The following is a 21366-nucleotide window of genomic DNA, read 5'->3' on the forward strand; positions in this document are numbered from 1 at the left end:
GAGGGTCCATAGTGGAATTACCGGTGGGGACCGGGGAGACGAGGCCGCCCGATGCAGCGAGAACCGCAGCGTGTCGGGCGGTCTCGTAATTTCTGGGCCGGAAGTGGGCCAGCGTAGTATCCCACCCACGATGTCTTCGCAGAAGCGGCACGGGTTGTCCGCCAAGACCCTACGGGAACTCGAACGAGCCTCCGGCAGACTCGCCAAGGCCAGCGTTGCCGCCATGGAGGAGCGGCTGCCGTGGTTCGGCAGGATGCCTGCGGACCAGCGAGCCAGTGTGTTGCTCATCACGCAGGCGGGTGCGGCGGGTTTCGTCCGCTGGCTGCGTGACTCGCAGGAAGCACTGAAGCTCACCACCGACGCGTTTCGCACCGCCCCGCGCGAGTTGTCCCGCTGGATCAGCCTGCGGCAGACGGTCGGCCTCGTGCGGCTCGCGATCGAGGTGTTCGAGGAACAACTGCACGAGTTCGCGGCCGACGAGCGAGAACGCGCCGCGCTCGTCGAGGGCATTCTGCGCTACGGCAGGGAGGTAGCCTTCGCCGCCGCGAACTCCTACGCGGCCGCCGCCGAGGCGCGGGGTGCGTGGGACGCGAGGCTGGAAGCGCTCGTCGTGGACGGCGTCGTGCGTGGCGACGCGGAGGAGTCCGTGCTGTCCAGAGCGGCCGCGCTCGGTTGGGACCCGGCGGCGAGCGCGACGGTGCTCGTGGGCAACCCGCCGTCGGACGACCCTCCCGCGGTGGTGTTCGAGGTACGCAGCAAGGCGGCGCGCATCGGTAGGCCGGTGCTGCTCGGTGTGCAGGGATCGCGACTGGTCGTGGTGGTCGCGGGGGCAACGGAAGGCGGTTCGAAGGAACGGGAGGTCCTGCCGACGCTGTCCACCGCCTTCGCGCAGGGACCTGTCGTCGCGGGCCCCACCGTCGCGAGCCTGGCGCAAGCCCACCACAGCGCGGCCGAGGCACTGTCGGGCCTGCGCGCGGTTGTCGGCTGGCCTGCGGCACCGAGGCCCGCCAACGCGGCCGACCTGTTACCGGAGCGGGCGCTCGCAGGCGATGCCGAGGCGGAACGCCAACTCATCGAGTCGATCGCCCGCCCGCTGGAGGCGGCGGGCCCCGCGCTGCTGGAGACGATCGACGCCTACCTCGAGTGCGGCGGCGTGCTGGAAACCTGCGCGAGGCAGTTGTTCGTGCACCCGAACACGGTCCGCTACCGGCTGCGCAAGGCCGCGGAACTCACCGGCCGCAACGCGGGCGACCCCAGGGACGCGCTGGTGCTGCGCACGGCACTGACGGTCGGCAGGCTAGCCAGGTCGCGCGGGCTGTGGTGAGCCCCGGATGACACCAGCTCGAACCAGGTTTGTAGGACTCCCACAACGTCGCTCGATGGACTTCGTGACTCGGCGGCATCCCGGTGACACCCTCGCGAAGTGTTCCCTTGACCGGTGACCACCGCTCTGCTCTGCCCCGGACAGGGGTCCCAAGCTCCCGGCATGCTCACCGCCTGGCTCGAGTTCGACGGCGCCAGAGACCGCCTCGAGCAGTGGTCGACACGTTGCGGTCTCGATCTGGTCCGGCTCGGCACCGAAGCCGACGCGGATGAGATCCAGGACACCGCGATCACCCAGCCGCTGATCGTCGCCGCGTCACTACTCGCCTTCGAGTACCTGCCTGGCGAGGTCGGCGGCGACGGCCCCGTCGCAGGGCACTCGGTCGGTGAGTTGGCCGCCGCCGCCATCGCTGGTGTGTTCTCCGCCGACGACGCGGTCGCGCTGGCCGCCGTACGTGGCGCGGAGATGGCCAAGGCGTGTGCCGCCGAGCCGACCAGCATGGCCGCCGTGCTGCTCGGCGAGCCGGAACGGGTGGTCGCCTGGCTGCACGAACAGGGACTCGAGGCCGCCAACCGTAACGGCGCTGGACAGATCGTGGCATCCGGCTCTGCGGAGGCCATCGAACGGATTGTCGCCGAGCCGCTGGAAGGCACTAAGGTCCGCCAGTTGAAAGTCGCGGGCGCGTTCCACACCCGCTACATGGCGCCCGCAGAGGAGGCCCTGCGCGCGCACGCGGGCGGCATCACGCCCGCCGACCCGAAGCGGCCGCTGCTCTCCAACGCCGACGGCGACGTCGTTAGCAGTGGCGAGGAGTACCTGCGCAGGCTCGTCGAGCAGGTCACCAGGCCGGTACGCTGGGACCTCACCATGCGCGGGCTGGTCTCGCTCGATGTCACCCGCACGGTCGAACTGCCGCCAGCGGGCACCCTCACCGGGCTGGTCAAGCGAGAACTCAAGGGCACCGTTACCGACCTCGTAGCGTTGAAGACGCCCGCCAACCTGGAGGAACTGCGATGACGCAAGCCCGGCCGACCCTGCGGCTGAGGCAGGGTGCACCGGCCACGCGCATTTTCGGGGTTGGTAGCACACAGCCGGACCGGATCGTCACCAACCACGAGTTGGCGCAGCGGATGGACACCAGCGACCAGTGGATCCGCGATCGGGTCGGCATCGTCGAACGCAGGTTCGCCAGCGACGACGAGCGGCTGGTGGACATGGCAGTCACGGCGGGTGCCAAGGCACTGGCGGACGCGGGCGTTGATCCCTCCGAAGTGGACACCGTGGTGCTGCCGAACTGCACGATGCTCTCGCCCATTCCCAACGCCGCTGGGCAGGTCGCCGACCGTATCGGGATCAAGGCCGCCGGCGCGTTCGACATCAATGCCGCGTGCGCCGGATTCTGTTACGGACTCGGGCTGGCATCCGACCTGGTACGCGCGGGCTCGGCGGGCAAGGTGCTCGTGATAGGTGCCGAGAAGCTCACCGACGTTGTGGACCCGCAGGACCGCTCGACGGCCATCATCTTCGCCGACGGCGCGGGCGCTGCGCTTGTGGGACCGTCGCAGGAGCCCGGCATCGGCCCCGTTGTATGGGGCAGCGCGGGCGATCTCGTCGACATGATCTACATGCGCGACCACAAGTACATATTCCAGGAAGGGCAATCGGTCTTCCGCTGGGCGACCACGCAGATGGCGCCGGTGGCGATGCGGGCGGTGGAACTTGCCGGGCTCGAATTGTCCGATGTGGACGTCCTTATCCCGCATCAGGCGAACCTGCGTATCGTCGAGGCCATCGCCAAGCGGCTACGGGCAAAGGGAGCAAGGCAGGACATGGTGGTGGCTGACGACATCAAGTACTCCGGCAACACCTCCTCTGCATCGATCCCGCTCGCGCTGGACCATATGCGTGCGGCGGGCACCGCCCGCAAGGGTGATGTCGTGCTCCTGATCGGCTTCGGCGCCGGGCTCTCCTACGCGGCGCAAGTGATCATCTGCCCGTGATACCACTTACGCCGACGGCGTAAGGTTCGTCGCAACCGCAACAGGGAAAACCAGGAAGGAAACACCCAGTGGCAGACAAAGCGGAGATCCTGTCCGGCCTCGCCGAGATCGTCGAAGAGGTCGCCGGTGTGGCGCAGGACGATGTGAGCCTGGAGAAGTCGTTCGTCGACGACCTCGACATCGACTCGCTGTCCATGGTCGAGATCGCGGTCCAGGCCGAGGACAAGTTCGGGGTGAAGATCCCCGACGACGAGCTGGCGAACCTCAAGACCGTCGGCGACGCCGTCGACTACGTCGCGACGAACGCCAAGTAGGAGCTGTTGGACACCTCGGGGAGACTTCCATGAGCAACATCGACGTCGTCATCACCGGGCTGGGCGCCACCACGCCGCTCGGCAGGGACGTCACGTCCACGTGGGACGGGCTGCTCGCAGGCCGCAGCGGCGTCCGCAGGATCGACGCCGAATGGGTGGAGCGGCTCGACCTACCGGTGAAGATCGGTGCCGCACTCGCCGAGGAACCAACGGAGCAGATCCCGCGCGTGCAGGCCCGCAGGCTGGACCGCTGTGAGCAGGTGGCGCTCATCGCGGCCCGGCAGGCGTGGGCCGACGCGGGCTTCACCGAGCCGACCGAAGAGCACAGCGACGTCGATCCCGACCGGCTGGGCGTCTCCATCGGGTCCGGCATCGGTGGCCCCGTCACGCTGCTCAACCAGCACGACCTGCTCGCGGAGCACGGCATCCGCAAGGTGTCGCCGTTGACGGTCCCGATGCTCATGCCCAACGGGCCCGCCGCCCACGTGGGAATCGACCGCAAGGCCCGCGCCGGGGTGCACTCGCCCGCATCGGCCTGTGCCTCCGGCGCGGAGGGGATCGCCAGCGGGTTCCAGATGATCCAGAACGGGCGCGCCGACGTGGTGCTCGCAGGCGGGGCGGAAGCCTGCATCGCACCCATCACGATCGCCGGGTTCGCCCAGGCCAGGACCGTGTCGACCCGCAACGACGACCCTGAGCACGCTTCCCGGCCGTTCGATGCCAACCGGGACGGCTTCGTGCTCGGGGAGGGAGCCGGGGTGGTGGTGCTGGAGCGCGCCGACCGGGCGAAAGCACGTGGTGCTCGCGTCTACGCGCGGCTGAGCGGCTACGGGATCACCTCCGACGCCTACCACATCACCGGCAATCACCCCGACGGCATCGGGCAGATCGCCGCGATGAACAACGCGATCCAGATGGCCGGGCTCACTCCCGGCGATGTCGGGCACGTCAACGCACACGCGACCTCGACGGTCGTGGGTGACGTCGGCGAGGCCGCGGCCATCCGCAAGGCGATCGGCGACCAGCCCGTTGTGACGGCGCCCAAGGGCGCACTCGGTCACCTGGTCGGTGGCGCGGGGGCTGTCGAGGGCATAGTGACGATCCTGTCGCTGTACCACGGGATCGTGCCCGCGACGCTGAACCTGACCAACCTCGACCCCAAGGTTGACCTCGACGTGGTCGCCGGTGAGCCGCGCAAGGTGCAGCTGAGCGCGGCCATCAGCAACTCGTTCGGCTTCGGCGGGCACAACACCGCGCTGCTGTTCACCGCGGCGTAGCTCGGCGGACCGTCAGCAGCTCGTGTACTCGGGTGTGCTGCCTGCGGGCAGGGTGTCGATCCGCCACCCATCGTGCTGCCTCGCCAGTGGCAACGCCAGCCGCCAGCGGATGCACGCTTCGGGCAGTTCGGGTGGTGCGTCCGCCACGTCCTGGGTGCTGGTGAATCCGATCAGCACGGTCAACCCGTTGGGCGCGGCCTCGATCCGGTAGACCAGGATGCTGCCGTCCCTGGTACTGCGGTAGTTGGCGAGCCATTCCGGTCGCGGCTGGGTCTGTGTCCGCTCGGCGACGACCGTCCTGGCCCACCGGTCGTAGTCACGGGCGTTGATGGCGTCGAAGTGCTCCTGGAGCAGCCGCCTCACCGGCTCCGCTTCAGGGTGGGCCGCCGCGTCGCCGGTGAACCCGACCTTAGGGGAACCGGGCTGGCGGCCAGGCGGCCACGGCGTCGTGGCGCGCACGCTCGTGGCGGGGCCATCGTCACGGCGGGGAGGCTGGTACAGCTCTCGTGCCAGCAGGCCGCCGCCCACGGTCAGCGATACCACCACGATGAGCACCGGAACCAGCCAGCGAAGCAGGCCTGGAGACGGGGTGGCGGGCACCCGGCAAGACTAGCCAGAGCGTCAGCCGACCTGGTGCAGCCAGGTGACCGGCGCCCCATCACCGGCGTGGCGGAACGGCTCGAGCGCCTCGTCCCAACTCACGCCCAGCAACTTGTCGAGTTCGTGCGCCAACTGCTCGCCCGCCCTGCAACGCGACGCCAGCCCGCGAAGGTGGTCCTCGCCGACGACGATGTCGCCGTTGGCGCTGGTTCTCGCGTGCCACAGGCCGAGGCCGGGCGCGTAGCAGAAGCGTTGTCCGTCGACACCGGGACTTGGCTCCTCGGTGACCTCGAAGCGGACCATGGGCCACGCCTTCAGCGCGGAAGCGAGCTTGCCCGCGGTACCCGCGGGCGCGCGCCAGTCACACTCGGCACGCAACTGCCCGGGGGCGGCGGGTTGGGCTGTCCAGCGCAACTCCACCCGGCCACCGAGCGTGCCGGAGATCGCCCACTCGACGTGCGGGCAAACCGCAGACGGCGACGAGTGGACGTACACCACGCCACGAGTGCTCACTGCTGACCTCCGCTACTCGACGAGGGGCGTCTTCCCCTACGACCTCGTCAATGGCGGAATAATCAACCCGCGGCGATGCTTGACCCACATTCTGCACCGCACTCACCCGTTTGGCCACACGAGCACCAGAAATCACACCGGCCAGTGAGCAAGGGAGTTCCGCCGCGGGGCCCACGGTGGAACTCCCTTACCCGGATGGCCGACCGGATCAGCCGTTGCTGGCTCCGAGCCTGGTGGCCGCTGCCACGGTGTCCGCAAGGCCGGTGCCCTTGTCGAAGCTGGACGTGTAACCGCCGTCGGGCTGGTACGGGGCTCCGTCGGTGTACTTGTACGCGGTCGCCTTCAGTGCGTCCTCGATCTCGCCAGGGGTCGCGCTCGGCTTGGCCTGGAACAACTGCGCGACGATCCCGGTGATCTGCGGCGCCGCCATCGAGGTGCCACTGATGACGTTGTAGGTGCCAACGTCGAGGGCGCCGGGACCGTTGACGAACTCCAGACCGGTGGAGCAGATCGGCAGGTACGGCCTGCACGCGGACACGATGTTCTCCCCCGGCGCGGAGATGTCCGGCCAGGTGCTGCGGTCGGCGGCGTCGCCACGCGAGGAGAAGTCGGAGACCGTGCCGTCCCGGGTGCCGATGCCCTGATCGTTGTAGGAGGCGACGGAAAGCACGCCGGGCGTCGGGTCCTGCCCCGGTGGGTTCGAAAGGCTCTCCGAGCCGTCTCCACCATCGTTTCCGTTGGCCCAGACGGTGACCACGCCTTCGGCGGCGAGTGCGCGTTGCAGCTTCACCGTCGCGGAATTGGGATCGAACTCCCCTCCCCCGCTGGGCCCGTAGGAGTTGTTGACCACCTTGATCGGCGGACACTCGCTCGCGGAGACTCCCTCACCGCAGGGTGCGGCGTGGTTCTCCAGCACCCAGTTCAGCGCGGCGTCGCTACCGAGAATGAGCAGCGCCGCGCCGGTCGAGATCGACACGATCTTGGAGCCCGGTGCGGACCCACCCACGCGGGTGTCACCCGCGAGTGTGTAGGGGGTGCCCGCCGCGATGCCGGTTACGTGAGTGCCGTGGCCGCCGACGGACAGCGTGTCGGTGTCCACGACCGTGGGCAGATTGACGATGCATCCCGTGTCGGTGCCGTCCGTACACAGGCTCTTCAGGTTCGCGACCACGCGCGTCGACCCGTCCTCGGCACGGAAAGCCGGGTGGTTCGGGTCCACCCCCGTGTCGATCACGGCGACGCCGACGCCCGTGCCGTCCAACGGCCTGCCACTGCCGTCGACGAGGCTCTCTCTCGCCTGCACCGACCGGGTCGCCGTAGTACCCGCGCTGGCGAAGAACCGGATCGGGTCGTTGTTCTCCACGTACGTGACGCCGTCGGCCGAACGCAGAGCATTGACCTGCTCGGTCGTACCGGTCGCGGCGACAACCGCGATCTTGCGGAAACTCGTGAGTTGAGTCATCCCAGCCTGCGCTACCGCGCGCTCCGCGGCGGCCAACCGGGTGCCGTGCACCAACACCGTCGCCTGCTCGTCACCGGAGGCCGTGGACAGTAACGCATCGAGGGTGCCGGACACGGGCGCGAGCGACGCCAGTTGCGCCGGCGCCGAGCCGGCACCGTATGCCGGGGCCATGCCGGTCAAGGCGAAAGCCGTGACGGTTGCGGCGATCAGCGAAGACCGCCGCAACCGACCGCGTGAGCGCATTGCAGCCTCCCGAGGAGTAGGGGATCGACTATCTACCCAGGAGTAGCACTCAACTAGGTGACAGCGATCACTGTCAATGATTACTTTGCGCGCAGGCGAAAACGTGAGTCACTGACCGGTCGGCTATAACGGAGCGAGTCACGCGCCAGGGGAGGTATGAGGTGCGACTCGTCCGTTTTCCCGGGCGGCCGGCCAAGGTGTTCGACGACATCCGCGCCGCGCTCGCCTCACTCGGCAGTGGAGCCGATGTCGCGGGCGGTGTCGCGCTGGTCGGGGTGCGTCCGCCCGGCGTGGAACAAGACGTCGACGCCGTGCTCGTGCTACCAAGGGGTGTCCTGGTCGTCGTCGGAGTCGACCTGCCCGATCCTGCCGTACGGCTGGAGGCGCCGATCGGCGCCGCGTGGAAAGTCGACGGTTGGCCGCTGGTGCGCGCCGACGACGTGGTGAACCCCGCTGTGGAGGCGCTCGCGCTGTCCGGCAGGGTCGCGGAACTGGCACGCGCGGTGGAACCCGGCATCGCCGTCGGCACTGTCATCGCGGTCGGCCCGTATGCCGAGACCGTGGAGCAACCGCCCTCGGAACTGTCCGGCCCGATCCGCGTCGTCTACCCCACCTCGGCGGCCATGCTTTCCTCGGCGGTCTCGTTGGCCACGGGAAAGGAGGATCTCACCGTTGACCGAGCGAGAGCGCTGCTCGACAACCTCGCGCCAACCCCGTGCGAGCTCGACGACGCAGCGCTGCTGGGCGAGGGGTTCGCCGACGCGGCACCCGGCGGGACAGCTACCGGCTTGCCCTATGACACAGCCGCCACGACTCCCGCCATCCCCGTCGTCACAAGCACGGGTCCGCACACCGTCGCGACACTCGCCGCTCAGCCAACCGCTTCGCCACCTGCGCGTCCACGACGTGGGCTGCGCGGCAGACGGGCGCTGCTCTCCACTGTCGGTGTGGTCGCCGTGGCGGTCACCGTCACGGTCTCGATCATCGCAGCAGGCGGGAGCGAACCGGCCGGGGTCGCTCAGAACACCGCCCGCCCGGTGGTCACGGCGGCGGGTGTGGAGTTCACCGAGCACGCGCGAGGCGACGACGCCGAATGCGCCAGGCATGCGCTCGGCGAGCTACAGGTCTTCCTCGACACCTCCGGCTGCTCGCGGGTGTGGCGGGGCAGCTACCAGGCACGCGTGGCTGGTAAGGCCGTCGCTGTCTCGGTGGCGGCGCTGACCTTCTCCGACGAGCCGGAGGCGACTGCCTTCCACACCCTCGCCGACACGCCGGGCAGCGGCGTCCTGATCGACCTCGCCGCCGAGCGAGCCGGCTGGCCCGGCGAGCCGCCCTCCTTCGCCAACGCTGCCTACGCCAGCGAGCGGCAGGGAAGCACCGTGCTGCTCGTGCTCGCATGTCCACGTACCGGGGCGTCCACACCGGACGACCCTGCCCTTGTCACCGCCGCCGAGGCGGCACTGCGGCTGCCGGGCAGGGGTTGAACCGTCTGTCCATTCCGGATTCACCTCCGGCGCAACCGGCTGCACCGATGCGCCAGCCGATGGCCTGCCACCGGGCTCGACCGGTCTCCCTCGACGCGGATGTGTGCCGCCTGCCGGGGCCCCAAGCCGAAACCGGGCAAGGCGTATCCTTTCGGCAGGCACGGCCCGGAGCAAGGGGAGGTCCTGGATGGCCAGGAGCACGTCGATTCAGACGCTGGACGACATCAACGGCGAACCCGCGGTGGAGACGGTCCGGTTCGCGTTGGACGGCGTCGAGTACGACATCGACCTCTCCAGCGAGAACGCGGGCAACCTGCGAGCGGCGCTGGATCGCTATGTCGGCTCCGGTCGCAGGGTCGGCGGGCGCAAGCGCAGGCCACGTCGGATCGGCACACCGCCCGCGCGGGGCAAGCGTGCGACCAGGAAGACACCAGGCTCCGCACTGCCAAAGCGGGCAGCCGCGGAAAAGACCAAACCCGCGACGAGCGACAAGTTGCGGGCGACTCCCCGCAAGGCCACCACCGCCGAACCCTCCGCTGGTTCCACCAAGACCACCGCGAAGACGTCGGGCAAGACACAGCGGGGCAGGGCGAAGTCGGCCACGACCGCGGACACAACACGTGCGAAGGCCAAGGCCACTCCGCAGAGCACCGCGAAGGCCACCCCGAAAAGCACCCCGAAGACCGCTGCGAAGAGCACCGCGAGAAGTACAACCAAGAGCACCAGTACCCGCGCCGCGACGGCAACGGCTACCAAGGGCACGAAGGCCAAGCCCACAGGCTCCACCAGCGGCAGGCGCACGGCCGCGAAGGACACCACCGAAGGCAGCGCCAAGCCCGCCCGAGGCGGCAAGCCTGCCAAGACCACCGCAGGTAAGACCGGCAAGGCCGGCACCGGTAAGGCTGACAAGCGGGCGTCGAAATCCTCCGGCGTGCCGAAGGTGACCTTCTCCGCTGTCAACTGACCGGGCCGGCCTCGCCCACCATGGTCACAACGCCTTGAGTTCCTCCACGATGTCGCTGACAGACGTCTTCGCATCACCGAACAGCATGCTGGTCTTCGGGTCGAAGAACAGCTCGTTCTCGATACCGGCGAAGCCCGAACCCATCGACCGCTTCAGCACGATGACCGACCGGCTGGCGTTCACGTGCAGGATGGGCATGCCGTAGATCGGCGAGTTCGGGTCGGACTGCGCGGCGGGGTTGGTGACGTCGTTGGCTCCGATCACCAGTGCGACATCGGTCTGCGGGAACTGCGAGTTGCTCTCGTCCATTTCCTTGAGCGACTCGTACGGCACGTCGGCCTCGGCGAGCAGCACGTTCATGTGCCCTGGCATCCGGCCCGCGACTGGGTGGATGGCGTAGCTGACCTCGATGCCCTTGGCTTCGAGCAGGTCCGCCATCTCCCGAACCGCGTGCTGAGCCTGCGCCACCGCCATGCCGTACCCGGGGACCACCACGACCTTGCTCGCGTACGCCATCTGAATGGCGGCATCGGCGGCGCTCGTGCTGCGCACCGGGCGCTCCTCGACAACCTTGGGTCCGCCCGCGGTGGCTCCGCCGCCGAATCCGCCCGCGACGATGGCGGGGATGGACCGGTTCATGGCCTTGGCCATCAGGTTGGTGAGGATCGAGCCGGACGCACCGACGATCATGCCCGCGACGATGAGCGCCGTGTTGTTCAGCGCGACCCCCATCGCGGCCGCCGACAATCCGGTGAGCGCGTTGAGGAGCGAGATCACCACCGGCATGTCCGCACCGCCGATGGGCAGCACCACCATCAGGCCGAACAGCGCCGAGGCCACCAGCACGCCGATGATGAGCCACTCCGAGTTCGCGCCGGAGGCGATGGCCACCGCGCAAGCCACGGCGGCCGCGAGCAGCACCACGTTGAGAGGCTGCTGCAGCTTGCCCACGGTGATCGGCCGCCCGGAGATCAGTTCCTGAAGCTTGCCGAAGGCGATGTTGGAGCCCCAGAACGACACCGAACCGACGATCGCGGCGAACAACGACGCGATCGCGACGTAGAGCGGTTCGTGCGCATACCCCGCGGTGTCGCGGAACTCCACCCAGGCGATCAGCGCGACCGCGCCACCGCCCACGCCGTTGAACAGTGCCACCATCTGCGGCATCGCGGTCATCTTGACCTTACGGGCCGCCGGAACGCCGACCACCGTGCCGATCCCGACACCGAGCGCGATAAGCCACCAGTTGCCCATCCCGGGCAACAGCAGTGTCGCGATGACGGCGATCGCCATGCCGACGGCGGCGATCCAGTTGCCGCGTACGGCGGTCCGTGGGCCGGTCAGCCCCATCAGGCCGTAGATGAACAGCGCGAAAGCGATGATGTAGAGGACGGAGACGAAGGTGGTCACTTCCGCGCCTCCTTGGCGGCGTCCTGCTTGGGCTTCTGCTTGAACATCCCGAGCATGCGGTCGGTGACGAGGAAACCGCCGACCACGTTGATCGTGCCGAACGCGATCGCGATCACGAGCAGCACCTTGTTGAGCACGCCCTCGGTACCCAGCCCGAGCACGATGAGCCCGCCGAGCAGCACAATGCCGTGGATGGCGTTCGTGCCCGACATCAGCGGTGTGTGCAGCGTGTTGGGCACTTTGGAAATCACCGCGAAACCGACGAATCCGGCGAGTACGAGGATCGCCAGGTTCTGGACCAGCATCAGTTCACCTCCTCGTCCGCTCCGGCGACGCAGGCGCCGGCCACGATCTCGTCGGAAAAGTCGAGCGCGAGCCTGCCTTCCGAATCCACCATCAACTCGAGCAATTCGGTGAGATTGCGCGCGTAGAGTTCGCTGGCGTGCACCGGCATCTCGGCAGGCAGGTTCAGCGGCGAGCAGATCGTCACGTCGTGCACCACGACGTCGGTGCCGGGCTCCGTCAGCTCACAGTTGCCACCGCTCTCCCCCGCCATGTCGACGACGACGCTGCCGGGCCGCATGCCGCGCACCGCGTCGGCGGTGACAAGCGTCGGGGCCTTGCGCCCCGGAACCAGTGCGGTGGTGATGACCACGTCGAACTCCGTGATCGCTTCGGTGAGGCGCCGCTGCTGTTCGGCACGTTCGTCCTCGGTCAGTTCACGGGCGTAGCCGCCTTCGCCCACGGCCTCGATCCCGAGGTCGAGCCATTGCGCGCCCACCGATTTCACCTGTTCGGCTACCTCGGGGCGCACGTCGTACCCGGTCGGCTGCGCGCCGAGGCGCTTGGCCGTGGCCAGTGCCTGCAGCCCCGCCACACCCGCACCGAGCACGAGCGCCTTCGCGGGCGGCACCGTCCCCGCCGCGGTGGTGAGCATGGGGAAGAACTTGGGTAGTCGCTGGGCCGCCAGCAGCACGGCGCGATACCCCGCGACGTTTGCCTGCGAGGACAGCGCGTCCATCGCCTGAGCGCGGGAGATCCGGGGAATGGATTCCACGGCGAAGGCGCGGATGCCCGCCTGTTTCAGCGCGGCAACCTCCTCCACGTTGGTCAGCGGCGCGAGGAATCCGATGAGCACGGTGCCCCGCGACAACCGTTCGATCTCGCTGGTTGTCGGCGGCGCGACCTTGAGCACGACGTCGGCGTTCCAGGCGTCGCCGACGGTGGCGCCCGCGTCGGTGAACAGCTCGTCGGACAGTTGGGCCGCGGCACCCGCGCCGGGTTCCACCACGACACGCAGCCCACGTCTGGTGAGCCGTTCGACAAGCTTCGGCACCAGCGCGACCCTGCGTTCGTCAGGCTTGGTCTCCTTGACCACGCCGATGGTCAGCGGCGTCGACGAGGTCTCGGTATCGGTCACTATGGCGTCCTCCTCAGGAGTGAGGTACGGCGTGCAGACCATACTTGACCAATACGCTGCCACGGGTCGGGTGATACGTGTCGCAATCACCACAATATTGCATACTGTATGCACTTCACCTGCCGCTACCGTTGTGCTATGCATTCCACGGAGATCGAGGTACGCACCGGGGGCCGCGCCACCGTCCACGACATCACCAAGGATGCGGAGCGCTTCCTTTCGGACGTGGCGGCCGATGACGGCCTGCTGCACGTCTGGGTCCCGCACGCGACGGCGGGGCTGGCGATCCTGGAAACCGGCGCGGGAAGCGACGACGACCTGCTCGCCGCCGTGGACGAGCTGCTGCCGAGGGACGACCGGTGGCGACACCGGCACGGCAGCAGTGGTCACGGCCGTGACCACGTGCTGCCTGCCTTCCTACCGCCGTACGCCAGCGTTCCCGTCCTCGGCGGGGCGCTCGCCCTCGGCACCTGGCAGTCGATCTGCCTTGTCGACACCAACATCGACAACCCCGTCAGGCGGCTGCGGCTGAGCTTCCTCAACGGCTGAACGCGTCGGCCACAGCACCATCAGCAGGCCCGCGACGAGCAACCCCGTTAGCACCCACGCGCCCGCGGCGACATCGGGTGCGTGCGGCGTGCCGAGTAGCAGGCTGCGCAACGCCTCGGTGGAGAACCGAAACGGCGTCCACGACCACAGCAACGTGCGGTATGCGGAGTCGAGCAGTTCCGGCACCTGGCCCGCTACGGCAGGTGCCAGCAGGTAAAGCGGTCCCAGTACGGCCATCGCCCGAAGTCCCAGTAACCGCAACAGACCTGCCTGCACGGCCGCGAACGCCAACGCGGTCAGGAAGACGAATCCGACCGTGGCCAGACCCAGGTCGAGCGAGGAGTCCCACAGCGCGAGCAGACCCAGCAACGCACCGGTGAGGAGTGTGCTGGTAACCAACACGTGGGTGATGCGGCTGCCGCGACGCGGCAGCACCCCACTCCGAGCCGACAGCACGGTCAGCGACGCTCCGGCCGCCAGGCCGCCGACCCACGCCAGCGCGCTGATCGCCAGCGGCGCGAACCGGCCCGCGGTGCCCGTCTGGTGCAGCGTTTCGACCTCGACGGGCACCGCCGCGACATCCGGCGTGGCCTGCGCCAGCCGTTCTGCCACGGCCTGACCCGTCATCGTCAGCACCTGCTGCGCCACCTGGGTGCCCGCCGGGTTGACCGCTGCCGAGACGACCACGTACACCGACGGCCCTCGCTCCTCCTGGCGGAGTTCGAGTACCCCGTAGACGTCCTTGTCCTCGAGCAGGAGCCTGGCCTGCCTCGCTGTCGTCACTCGCCAGTCCACCGCTTCCCCACCCCGGGTGGCGACCTGGCCGGCGACAGCCCGCAGCGGGCCACCCTCCGGCGCCGCCACAGCGACGGGGATGCCGTTCGGTTCCGCGGTGGCCTGCGCTCCGAAGGTGAGGAACCCCAGCACCGTGGCGGCGAGTGCGCCCAGCAGCGCGGTCAGTACGAGGAGCCGTCCGCCGCCGCGCGAGGGGTGCGGAGTTGGATCGACCATGCCCGCCTCCAAATTTTCTGCACGCGTTGAATTCAGGGTCGACGCTATGCCGAGGCCGGACTTATGTCAACGCGCGTTGAAAAAGAGCGGGGTCCGCCCGAGCCTTCAGGCCTTGACCAGCTCAACCAGGTGAGTCACGACCTCGTCAACCGCGACCTCGTCGCGGTTGCCGGAAGCACGGTCCTTGACCTCGACAACGCCCTTGGCCAGGCCTCGGCCGACCACCACGATCGTCGGTACGCCGATCAGTTCCGCATCGGCGAACTTGACGCCGGGCGTTGCCTTGCGATCGTCGAGCAACACACTCACACCGCGTCCGGCCAGCTCCTCGGCGATACGCTCGCCGCCCTGCGCCACCGCCTCGTCCTTACCCGCGACCACGACGTGCACGTCGGCGGGCGCCACCGAGCGCGGCCAGACGAGCCCCAGGTCGTCATGGTGCTGCTCGGCGATGGCGGCGACGAGCCGGGACACCCCGATGCCGTAGGAGCCCATCGTGATGCGGACCGGTTTCGAGTCGGGGCCCAGCGCATCCACCTCGAAAGCGTCGGTGTACTTGCGGCCGAGCTGGAAGATGTGTCCGATCTCGATGCCACGCGCCGAGACCAGCGTGCCCTTGCCGTCGGGTGAGGCATCTCCCTCGCGCACCTCCGCGGCCTCGATCGTGCCGTCCGGGGTGAAGTCGCGACCGCACACCAGGTCGACCACGTGGTGGTCCGGCTTGTCGGCACCGGTGACCCAGGCGCTACCCCGCACCACGCGTGGATCGACCAGATAGCGCACGCCGTTGGCGGCCAGTGCGCCCGGCCCGATGTAGCCCTTGACCAGGAACGGGTTGGCCGCGAAGTCGGCCTCCTCAAGCAGCGCCACCTCGGCGGGCTCCAGCGATGCCTCCAGCCGCTTCATGTCGACCTCGCGGTCGCCGGGCACACCGATCCCGAGCAGTCGCCACTCCCTCTCACCAGGGTTACGTGTCTTGACCAGCACGTTCTTCAGCGTGTCCGCCGCGGTGAAGGTGCGCCCGATTTCGGCCGCGTTGAGGAAGTCCACCAGCGTCTCGATAGTCGGTGTGTCCGGCGTGTAGTGCACCTGCGCCTGTGGCTTGCCCTCGATGGGCTGCTCCGGTGGCGCCGGGGTGGCCACGGCTTCGACGTTGGCCGCGTAGTCGGACTCCGTGCTGCGCACGTAGGTGTCCTCACCGGTCTGCGCCACCGCGAGGAACTCCTCCGATGCCGAGCCGCCCATCGCACCCGAGGTGGCGGCCACGACGACATAATCGAGCCCGAGCCGGTCGAAGATCCGCAGGTAGGCGTCGCGGTGCAGCCGGTATGACCGCGCCAACCCCTCGTCGCCGAGGTCGAAGGAGTAGGAGTCCTTCATCACGAACTCGCGGCCACGCAGCAGGCCTGCCCGTGGCCGTGCCTCGTCGCGGTACTTCGTCTGGATCTGGTAGAGGATGACCGGATAGTCCTTGTACGAGCTGTACTCACCCTTCACCGTGAGTGCGAACAGCTCCTCGTGGGTAGGGCCGAGCAGGTAATCGGCACCTTTGCGGTCCTTCAGCCGGAACACGCTCGGCCCGTACTCCGTCCACCTTCCGGTCGCCTCGTAAGGCTCCTTCGGCAGCAACGCGGGAAACTGAATCTCCTGTGCGCCGATCGCGTCCATCTCCTCGCGCACTACGGCCTCGATCCGGCGTAGAACCCGCAGCCCCAGCGGCAGCCAGGAGTACCCGCCCGGGGCCACCCGCCGGACGTATCCGGCACGTACCAGCAGCCGGTGGCTGGGCACCTCGGCGTCCGCCGGGTCCTCGCGCAGAGTGCGCAGGAACAGCGACGACATCCTGGTGATCACGGTGTTCTCCTAGCTGGGCAGGCTCTGGAAAAGGCGATGTACGAAGGGTAGTCAACACCGGGTGAGCTGCTGCAACCGGATTGTCGTACCTGCCAAATAGTGTCCCCGAGATGAACGCACTACTCGGCATGGTGACCATCGACTGCGTCGAACCCGCTCGGCTGGCGCGGTTCTGGACGAGAGCACTGGGCGTGGAGGTCGCCGCGGACTACGGCGATTTCGTGATGCTGACGAGTCAGGAAGGAACGGGCGTGCGGGTCGGGCTGCAACGGGTCGAGCAGCCGACGGCCGGTAAGAACAGCGTCCACCTCGACCTGAGCACCGATGACCGTGCGACGGAGGTGGCCAGGCTGGTGGAACTGGGGGCACGTGAGCTCGCCGAGCACGAGGTGCCCGGACTGCGCTGGACCGTGCTGGCGGACCCCGACGGCAACCGGTTCTGCGTGGGCAGCCACCACGACTGAGACGACGAGCGCGGCCGCGGTTACCCTCGCGGCCGTGCTCGTGCTGCTGCCACCCTCCGAAACCAAGGCCGACGGCGGGACAGGGACCCCGCTGGAGCTTGACTCCCTGTCCTTCCCCGAGCTGAACCCGGTGCGCCGAAAACTGGCCGACGCGCTGGTGGAACTGGCCGACGACCTTCCTGCCGCGGCAGCCGCGCTCGGCATCTCCGAACGACAGTCGGCGGAGGTGGAGCGCAACGCGCGACTGCGGTCGGCGCCCACCACCCCGGCGCTTCGCCGCTACACCGGTGTGCTCTACGACGCCCTCGACACCGCGGGCATGAGCAAAACGGAACTGCGGAGGGCCGGTCGCCGACTCGCCGTGGCTTCGGCGCTGTTCGGACTGTTGCGCGCCGACGACCCGATCCCGCCGTACCGGCTCTCGGCGGGCAGCAAGCTGCCCGGTTTCGGCTCGCTGCGCGGCCTGTGGCGGCCCGCGCTGGAACCGGTGCTGGCGGGGCTGGACGAACTCGTCGTCGACCTGCGCTCCAGCCCCTACGCGGCGCTGGCCAAGGTACCCGCCGCGGTGACCGTGCGGGTACTGACCGAGGACGGCTCGGGCCTACGCAAAACGGTCAGCCATCACAACAAGGCACACAAGGGCAGGCTCGCCGCCGCACTCGCCACCAGCCCGACCGAAGCGTCCACAGTGGAGGATGTACTTCGCGTGGCCTCGCGTGCGGGCCTCGAGCTGGAACAGGCAGGCGAGCGGCAGCTCGACCTGGTCATCGCTGGCTGAACCCTGGGGTCGGCAGCGGCGGCGGCTCACTCGGGCGCAGGCCGCTAGCCGCGCCGAACCATCAATTGTGGACACATCAGGGCGACGTCACCGGCTGCGAGGAACAGGTCGATCGACCGGGTGTAGACTTTCCTGAGCACCGCCTGAGCCCGCAGGCTCGCCCCGACGCGGTGTTCCATCCGTCAGCGGCGCAGAACCTGCTGCGCCGGGTTCGTCCTTGTGAACGCCCACCGCACCGTCATCGCGGCATCCTGCGTACGCGCACCCGGGCCTCCCTGTGACGTGCCACGTCCGAGAGGCATTGAGTGACAATCACATCTCCACAGGCACCCGCGACCGTCACGTTCGCCGACCTGAACCTGCCGAAGCCGTTGCAGCGCACGCTGCTGCAGTCGGGCATGACCGCCGCCTTCCCGATCCAGGCCGCGACACTGCCCGACGCGCTCGCAGGTCGGGACGTGCTCGGCCGGGCACAGACCGGGTCCGGCAAGACGCTTGCGTTCGGTCTTGCCCTGCTGACCAGGCTCGACGGCGGTAAGGCCCAGTCGCGACGCCCGAGGGCGCTTGTCCTGGTGCCCACAAGGGAACTCGCCATGCAGGTGGCCGACGCGCTCATCCCGCTGGCCAAGTCACTCGGCCTGTGGTGCCGGACCGCCGTCGGCGGGATGTCGTTCTCCCGGCAGGCCGACGCGCTGGCACGGGGCGTTGATCTGCTGATCGCCACGCCGGGCCGGCTTTCCGACCATGTCAGGCAGGGCACGTGCGCTCTCGACGGCGTCGAGCACATCGCCATCGACGAGGCCGACCAGATGGCCGACATGGGCTTCCTTCCGCAGGTCAGGGAGATCCTCGACCTCACGCCCAGCAGTGGTCAGCGGCTGCTGTTCTCCGCGACGCTTGACGGCGCCGTCGGCAGGCTCGTGGCGGACTACCTCACCGACCCGGTGACCCATTCGGTCGCACCGGTCACCGCGAGCGTCACCACCATGGAGCACTACCTGCTGCAGGTCCACAAGGACGACAAGCTGCCGGTGGTGACCGAGATCGGCGCGCGGGAGGGCCGCACGATCATGTTCGTGCGCACCAAGCACCACGTCGACCGGCTGACCACCCGCCTGCTTGCCAGCGGCGTGCGGGCGGGCGCGCTGCACGGCGGCAAGACGCAGGGACAGCGCAACCGGGTGCTCGCCGACTTCAAGGACGGCCGGACCCCCGTGCTAGTGGCCACCGATGTCGCGGCACGCGGTATCCACGTCGACGACGTGAGCCTGGTACTGCACGTGGACCCCGCGGCCGACCACAAGGACTACCTGCACAGGGCAGGCCGCACCGCCCGCGCGGGCGCGTCGGGAACGGTCGTGACACTGCTGACCCACGACCAGCGACGCACCGTCCGCCGCATGACGGAGAAGGCGGGCGTGCGGCCACGGTACACGGCCGTGCGCCCGGGAGACGTCGAGCTGGCGCGGATCACGGGCGCTCGCACGCCGAGTGGCGTGCCGGTGGCCGAGCACCGGCGACCCCGGCAGGCGGCGGAGCAGGGCAGGCCGCACCGCAGGGTCACCTCCGACCGGGGCAGGCCCTCGTTCGGCGCGCGACGCGAGCACGGCAAGGGCCGTGAGCACGCGGGCATGGGGCGGCCACAGCGGCCGGGTCGCCGCCAGCACCGCTCCAACGCCTGAGCCTGGCGGGCAGGCGGGCTACATCGGGATCAGCTCGAACGAGCACGCCAGTCCCCCGCCGAAGCGGGTGCCGGTCTCGGCAGCGGCCTTACGCAGGAAGCTGTCGGGATCGCCCGCGGCTTCGCCGAGCCCCTCCAGATAAGCGCGGTGTTCCAGCAGCGACCGCACAGCCATGTCGATCGTCGCCGAGATCTCCACGGCATGTGTCGCCAGCGGCGAGGCGGCCACGGCCACCCAACGCACCCCTTGCCACGGCCGCAGGCCCTTGTCGAGCAGTTCCCGGAACACCCACCGGTTGGCCGCGTCCCGCACCGCGTCGAGGGTGGCCAGCCCCACATTGCGGTGGTCGGCCATGTTGAGACCTCCGCCCGGCCAGCTCTCCCTGTGGTTGAGCAGCACCACCAGTTCCGGCCGGTGCCTACGAATCGCCGCGGCCAGGTCACGGCGCAGCGGCAGCCCGTACTCGATCACTCCGTCGGCGTGATCGAGGAACTCGACGGTTTCCACCCCGACGACGGCGGCACTCGCGATCTGCTCCCGCTCACGCAGCGGGCCCGCCTCCTCGGGGGACATTCCGTCGATTCCTGCCTCACCTCGGGTAGCGAGGACGTAGGCGACCGAGCGACCTTGCGACGTCCAGCGTGCGATCGCGCCGGAGGCGCCGTATTCCAGGTCGTCGGGATGCGCGACAATCGCCAGCGCTCGCTGCCAGTCCTCTGGCATAGCTTGCAGTGTTGAGTCGTGTGTCACCCTCCCTGTCTACCGTGCCCTGCCGCGATGCGAGACTGCCAGCCGTGAACTCACCCGGCTCAGCAACCACGGTCAACGCACCCGAGCAGGTGTTCGACTGGCTCGACTCGGAAGCAACGAAGCGTGCCGAAGCCGGGTTGGTGCGGCGGCTGCGGCCCCGAGGATCGGACACCGAGCAGCTCGATCTGGCGGGCAACGACTATCTGGGGCTGGCCAGGGACAAGCGCGTGGCTGGCGCCGCCGCTGCCGCCGCGCTGCGTTGGGGTGCCGGTTCGACCGGCTCGCGGCTCGTGACCGGCTCCACCGAACTACACGCGGAACTGGAGCACGAGTTGGCCCGGTTCTGCGGGGCACCTGCCGCGCTGGTGTTCTCCTCCGGCTTCACGGCCAACCTCGGCGCGGTGACCGCGTTGTCCGGAGCCGAGTCCGCGATCGTGACCGACAAGTACATCCACGCCTCACTCATCGAGGGCTGCCGCCTTTCGAGGGCCGACATCGCCGCAGTAGCCCACAGTGACCCCGATGCCGTGGCCCACGCGCTGGCCACCCGCCGCAGGCAGCGCGCGCTCGTGGTCACCGATTCGGTGTTCTCCGTTGACGGCGACCTCGCGCCGCTCGGTGAGCTGTCGCGGGTGTGCAGGCAGCACGGTGCCGCGCTGCTGGTGGACGACGCGCACGGCTTCGGTGTGCTCGGCGACGGTGGCAAGGGCGCGGTGGCCGCGGCCGGGTTGGCGGGCGAGCCGGACGTGGTGATCACGTTGACGCTGTCGAAATCGTTGGGTGCGCAGGGCGGTGCCGTGCTCGGACCGCGCAGGGTCATCCGGCACCTGGTGGACACCGCGCGCAGTTTCATATTCGACACCGCGCTCGCGCCTGCCAGCGCCGCCGCAGCGCTCGCCGCGCTCGGGGTGCTGCGCGACGAGCCCGAGCTGCCCGGCCGGGTGCTGACGGCGGCGGGTGAGTTGTCCTCTCGGTTGCGGGCGGCCGGGTTGAGCACCAGCAGCCCGGAGGCCGCCGTCGTGTCGGTGCGCGCGCCCAACCCCGAGGACGCGGTCACCTGGGCCGCGCGCTGCGCCGAGCAGGGGGTGCGGGTCGGTTGCTTCCGGCCGCCTTCGGTGCCGGACGGGGTGTCCAGATTGCGCCTGACCGCGAGGGCCGACCTCACCGAGGCGGACCTGGACCGCGCGGTGCGCGTGATCGTCGAGTCGGCACCGGAGGGCGCGAAGGCGTGATCGTCACCTGCCACTGCCGGGGCGACGGCGCGGGG

20 protein-coding genes and 1 pseudogene are annotated in these 21366 nt (G+C 69.2%); 12 read left to right on the plus strand and 9 right to left on the minus strand.

The genetic code is table 11. The features are described from left to right. The first annotated feature begins 130 nt into the window (after positions 1 to 130). From FHU38_RS19200 to FHU38_RS19220, 5 genes are all read left to right on the plus strand, one after another. The gene (locus FHU38_RS19200; protein WP_167173380.1) at positions 131 to 1324 is read left to right on the plus strand and encodes a PucR family transcriptional regulator; all 1194 of its coding nucleotides are present in this window, start codon (positions 131 to 133) and stop codon (positions 1322 to 1324) included. A gap of 114 nt (positions 1325 to 1438) precedes the next feature. Next, positions 1439 to 2341: an ACP S-malonyltransferase gene (locus FHU38_RS19205; RefSeq protein ID WP_167173382.1), complete on the plus strand. Its 903-nt coding sequence runs from the start codon at positions 1439 to 1441 to the stop codon at positions 2339 to 2341. After that, on the plus strand, positions 2338 to 3324 hold the full coding sequence (locus FHU38_RS19210) for a beta-ketoacyl-ACP synthase III (protein WP_167173384.1): 987 nt from the start codon (positions 2338 to 2340) through the stop codon (positions 3322 to 3324). Before FHU38_RS19205 ends, FHU38_RS19210 begins: the two co-directional genes overlap by 4 nt. A gap of 68 nt (positions 3325 to 3392) precedes the next feature. Beyond that, on the plus strand, positions 3393 to 3638 hold the full coding sequence (locus FHU38_RS19215; protein WP_167173386.1) for an acyl carrier protein: 246 nt from the start codon (positions 3393 to 3395) through the stop codon (positions 3636 to 3638). A gap of 29 nt (positions 3639 to 3667) precedes the next feature. Further along, entirely contained in the window at positions 3668 to 4915 is a 1248-nt protein-coding gene (locus FHU38_RS19220; RefSeq protein WP_167173388.1) for a beta-ketoacyl-[acyl-carrier-protein] synthase family protein, read from the plus strand. Positions 4916 to 4927: 12 nt separating this feature from the next. Here FHU38_RS19220 and FHU38_RS19225 read toward each other — a convergent pair whose 3' ends face one another. The 3 genes from FHU38_RS19225 to FHU38_RS19235 form a co-directional block, all read right to left on the minus strand. Further along, a complete protein-coding gene (locus FHU38_RS19225) occupies positions 4928 to 5515 on the minus strand; it encodes a hypothetical protein (RefSeq protein WP_313886831.1) in 588 nt (195 codons plus the stop codon). A gap of 21 nt (positions 5516 to 5536) precedes the next feature. Then, a complete protein-coding gene (locus FHU38_RS19230) occupies positions 5537 to 6028 on the minus strand; it encodes a DUF3145 domain-containing protein (protein ID WP_167173390.1) in 492 nt (163 codons plus the stop codon). 208 nt (positions 6029 to 6236) lie between these two features. Next, the gene (locus FHU38_RS19235) at positions 6237 to 7733 is read right to left on the minus strand and encodes a S8 family serine peptidase (RefSeq protein ID WP_167173393.1); all 1497 of its coding nucleotides are present in this window, start codon (positions 7731 to 7733) and stop codon (positions 6237 to 6239) included. Between the two features lie 161 nt (positions 7734 to 7894). Here FHU38_RS19235 and FHU38_RS19240 point away from each other — a divergent pair, with 161 nt between their 5' ends. After that, on the plus strand, positions 7895 to 9217 hold the full coding sequence (locus FHU38_RS19240) for a hypothetical protein (protein WP_167173395.1): 1323 nt from the start codon (positions 7895 to 7897) through the stop codon (positions 9215 to 9217). A gap of 187 nt (positions 9218 to 9404) precedes the next feature. Continuing rightward, positions 9405 to 10181 carry an Lsr2 dimerization domain-containing protein gene (locus FHU38_RS26995; protein WP_208415737.1) on the plus strand — a complete coding sequence of 259 codons (777 nt, stop codon included), beginning with the start codon at positions 9405 to 9407 and terminating at the stop codon, positions 10179 to 10181. Between the two features lie 24 nt (positions 10182 to 10205). Here the strand turns inward: FHU38_RS26995 and FHU38_RS19250 are convergent, their stop codons facing one another. Genes FHU38_RS19250 through FHU38_RS19260 form a run of 3 tightly spaced genes read right to left on the minus strand, consistent with a single transcriptional unit; the run spans position 10206 to position 13011 of the window. Continuing rightward, positions 10206 to 11591: an NAD(P)(+) transhydrogenase (Re/Si-specific) subunit beta gene (locus FHU38_RS19250; protein ID WP_167173397.1), complete on the minus strand. Its 1386-nt coding sequence runs from the start codon at positions 11589 to 11591 to the stop codon at positions 10206 to 10208. Then, on the minus strand, positions 11588 to 11896 hold the full coding sequence (locus tag FHU38_RS19255; RefSeq protein WP_009153074.1) for an NAD(P) transhydrogenase subunit alpha: 309 nt from the start codon (positions 11894 to 11896) through the stop codon (positions 11588 to 11590). Before FHU38_RS19255 ends, FHU38_RS19250 begins: the two co-directional genes overlap by 4 nt. Then, positions 11896 to 13011: a Re/Si-specific NAD(P)(+) transhydrogenase subunit alpha gene (locus FHU38_RS19260; protein ID WP_167173399.1), complete on the minus strand. Its 1116-nt coding sequence runs from the start codon at positions 13009 to 13011 to the stop codon at positions 11896 to 11898. Before FHU38_RS19260 ends, FHU38_RS19255 begins: the two co-directional genes overlap by 1 nt. A gap of 138 nt (positions 13012 to 13149) precedes the next feature. On the opposite strand from FHU38_RS19260, the gene FHU38_RS19265 reads away from it, so the two are divergent. Continuing rightward, on the plus strand, positions 13150 to 13560 hold the full coding sequence (locus FHU38_RS19265; RefSeq protein WP_167173402.1) for a secondary thiamine-phosphate synthase enzyme YjbQ: 411 nt from the start codon (positions 13150 to 13152) through the stop codon (positions 13558 to 13560). On the opposite strand, the pseudogene FHU38_RS19270 reads toward FHU38_RS19265, so the two are convergent. Together FHU38_RS19270 and FHU38_RS19275 are read right to left on the minus strand one after the other, a co-directional pair. Further along, positions 13504 to 14571, minus strand: a pseudogene (locus FHU38_RS19270) (ABC transporter permease); the annotation flags it as partial. The gene FHU38_RS19265 and the pseudogene FHU38_RS19270 overlap by 57 nt on opposite strands. Positions 14572 to 14676: 105 nt before the next feature. Next, on the minus strand, positions 14677 to 16425 hold the full coding sequence (locus tag FHU38_RS19275) for a proline--tRNA ligase (protein ID WP_167173404.1): 1749 nt from the start codon (positions 16423 to 16425) through the stop codon (positions 14677 to 14679). A gap of 110 nt (positions 16426 to 16535) precedes the next feature. Between FHU38_RS19275 and FHU38_RS19280 the strand changes: the two genes are divergently transcribed. From FHU38_RS19280 to FHU38_RS19290, 3 genes are all read left to right on the plus strand, one after another. Then, positions 16536 to 16889 carry a VOC family protein gene (locus FHU38_RS19280; RefSeq protein ID WP_167173406.1) on the plus strand — a complete coding sequence of 118 codons (354 nt, stop codon included), beginning with the start codon at positions 16536 to 16538 and terminating at the stop codon, positions 16887 to 16889. Positions 16890 to 16923: 34 nt separating this feature from the next. After that, entirely contained in the window at positions 16924 to 17667 is a 744-nt protein-coding gene (gene yaaA, locus FHU38_RS19285; protein ID WP_167173409.1) for a peroxide stress protein YaaA, read from the plus strand. Between the two features lie 305 nt (positions 17668 to 17972). Continuing rightward, on the plus strand, positions 17973 to 19349 hold the full coding sequence (locus FHU38_RS19290) for a DEAD/DEAH box helicase (protein ID WP_167173410.1): 1377 nt from the start codon (positions 17973 to 17975) through the stop codon (positions 19347 to 19349). 18 nt (positions 19350 to 19367) lie between these two features. Here FHU38_RS19290 and FHU38_RS19295 read toward each other — a convergent pair whose 3' ends face one another. Beyond that, positions 19368 to 20072: a PIG-L deacetylase family protein gene (locus FHU38_RS19295; RefSeq protein WP_208415739.1), complete on the minus strand. Its 705-nt coding sequence runs from the start codon at positions 20070 to 20072 to the stop codon at positions 19368 to 19370. 71 nt (positions 20073 to 20143) lie between these two features. On the opposite strand from FHU38_RS19295, the gene FHU38_RS19300 reads away from it, so the two are divergent. Beyond that, positions 20144 to 21331 (plus strand): 8-amino-7-oxononanoate synthase, encoded by a 1188-nt coding sequence (locus FHU38_RS19300; protein ID WP_167173414.1) that lies wholly within the window; start codon positions 20144 to 20146, stop codon positions 21329 to 21331. The last annotated feature ends 35 nt before the right edge of the window (positions 21332 to 21366 follow it).

Source organism: Saccharomonospora amisosensis (genome assembly GCF_011761185.1).
Lineage (GTDB): Bacteria > Actinomycetota > Actinomycetes > Mycobacteriales > Pseudonocardiaceae > Saccharomonospora_A > Saccharomonospora_A amisosensis.

What these genes read in the sequence shown, in the direction of transcription:
- FHU38_RS19200 (WP_167173380.1), top strand. Translation starts at nt 131, where the DNA reads ATGTCTTCGCAGAAGCGGCACGGGTTGTCCGCCAAGACCCTACGGGAA.
- FHU38_RS19210 (WP_167173384.1), top strand. Translation starts at nt 2,338, where the DNA reads ATGACGCAAGCCCGGCCGACCCTGCGGCTGAGGCAGGGTGCACCGGCC.
- FHU38_RS19220 (WP_167173388.1), top strand. Translation starts at nt 3,668, where the DNA reads ATGAGCAACATCGACGTCGTCATCACCGGGCTGGGCGCCACCACGCCG.
- FHU38_RS19235 (WP_167173393.1), bottom strand. Translation starts at nt 7,733, where the DNA reads ATGCGCTCACGCGGTCGGTTGCGGCGGTCTTCGCTGATCGCCGCAACC.
- FHU38_RS26995 (WP_208415737.1), top strand. Translation starts at nt 9,405, where the DNA reads ATGGCCAGGAGCACGTCGATTCAGACGCTGGACGACATCAACGGCGAA.
- FHU38_RS19255 (WP_009153074.1), bottom strand. Translation starts at nt 11,896, where the DNA reads ATGCTGGTCCAGAACCTGGCGATCCTCGTACTCGCCGGATTCGTCGGT.
- FHU38_RS19265 (WP_167173402.1), top strand. Translation starts at nt 13,150, where the DNA reads ATGCATTCCACGGAGATCGAGGTACGCACCGGGGGCCGCGCCACCGTC.
- FHU38_RS19280 (WP_167173406.1), top strand. Translation starts at nt 16,536, where the DNA reads ATGAACGCACTACTCGGCATGGTGACCATCGACTGCGTCGAACCCGCT.
- FHU38_RS19295 (WP_208415739.1), bottom strand. Translation starts at nt 20,072, where the DNA reads ATGCCAGAGGACTGGCAGCGAGCGCTGGCGATTGTCGCGCATCCCGAC.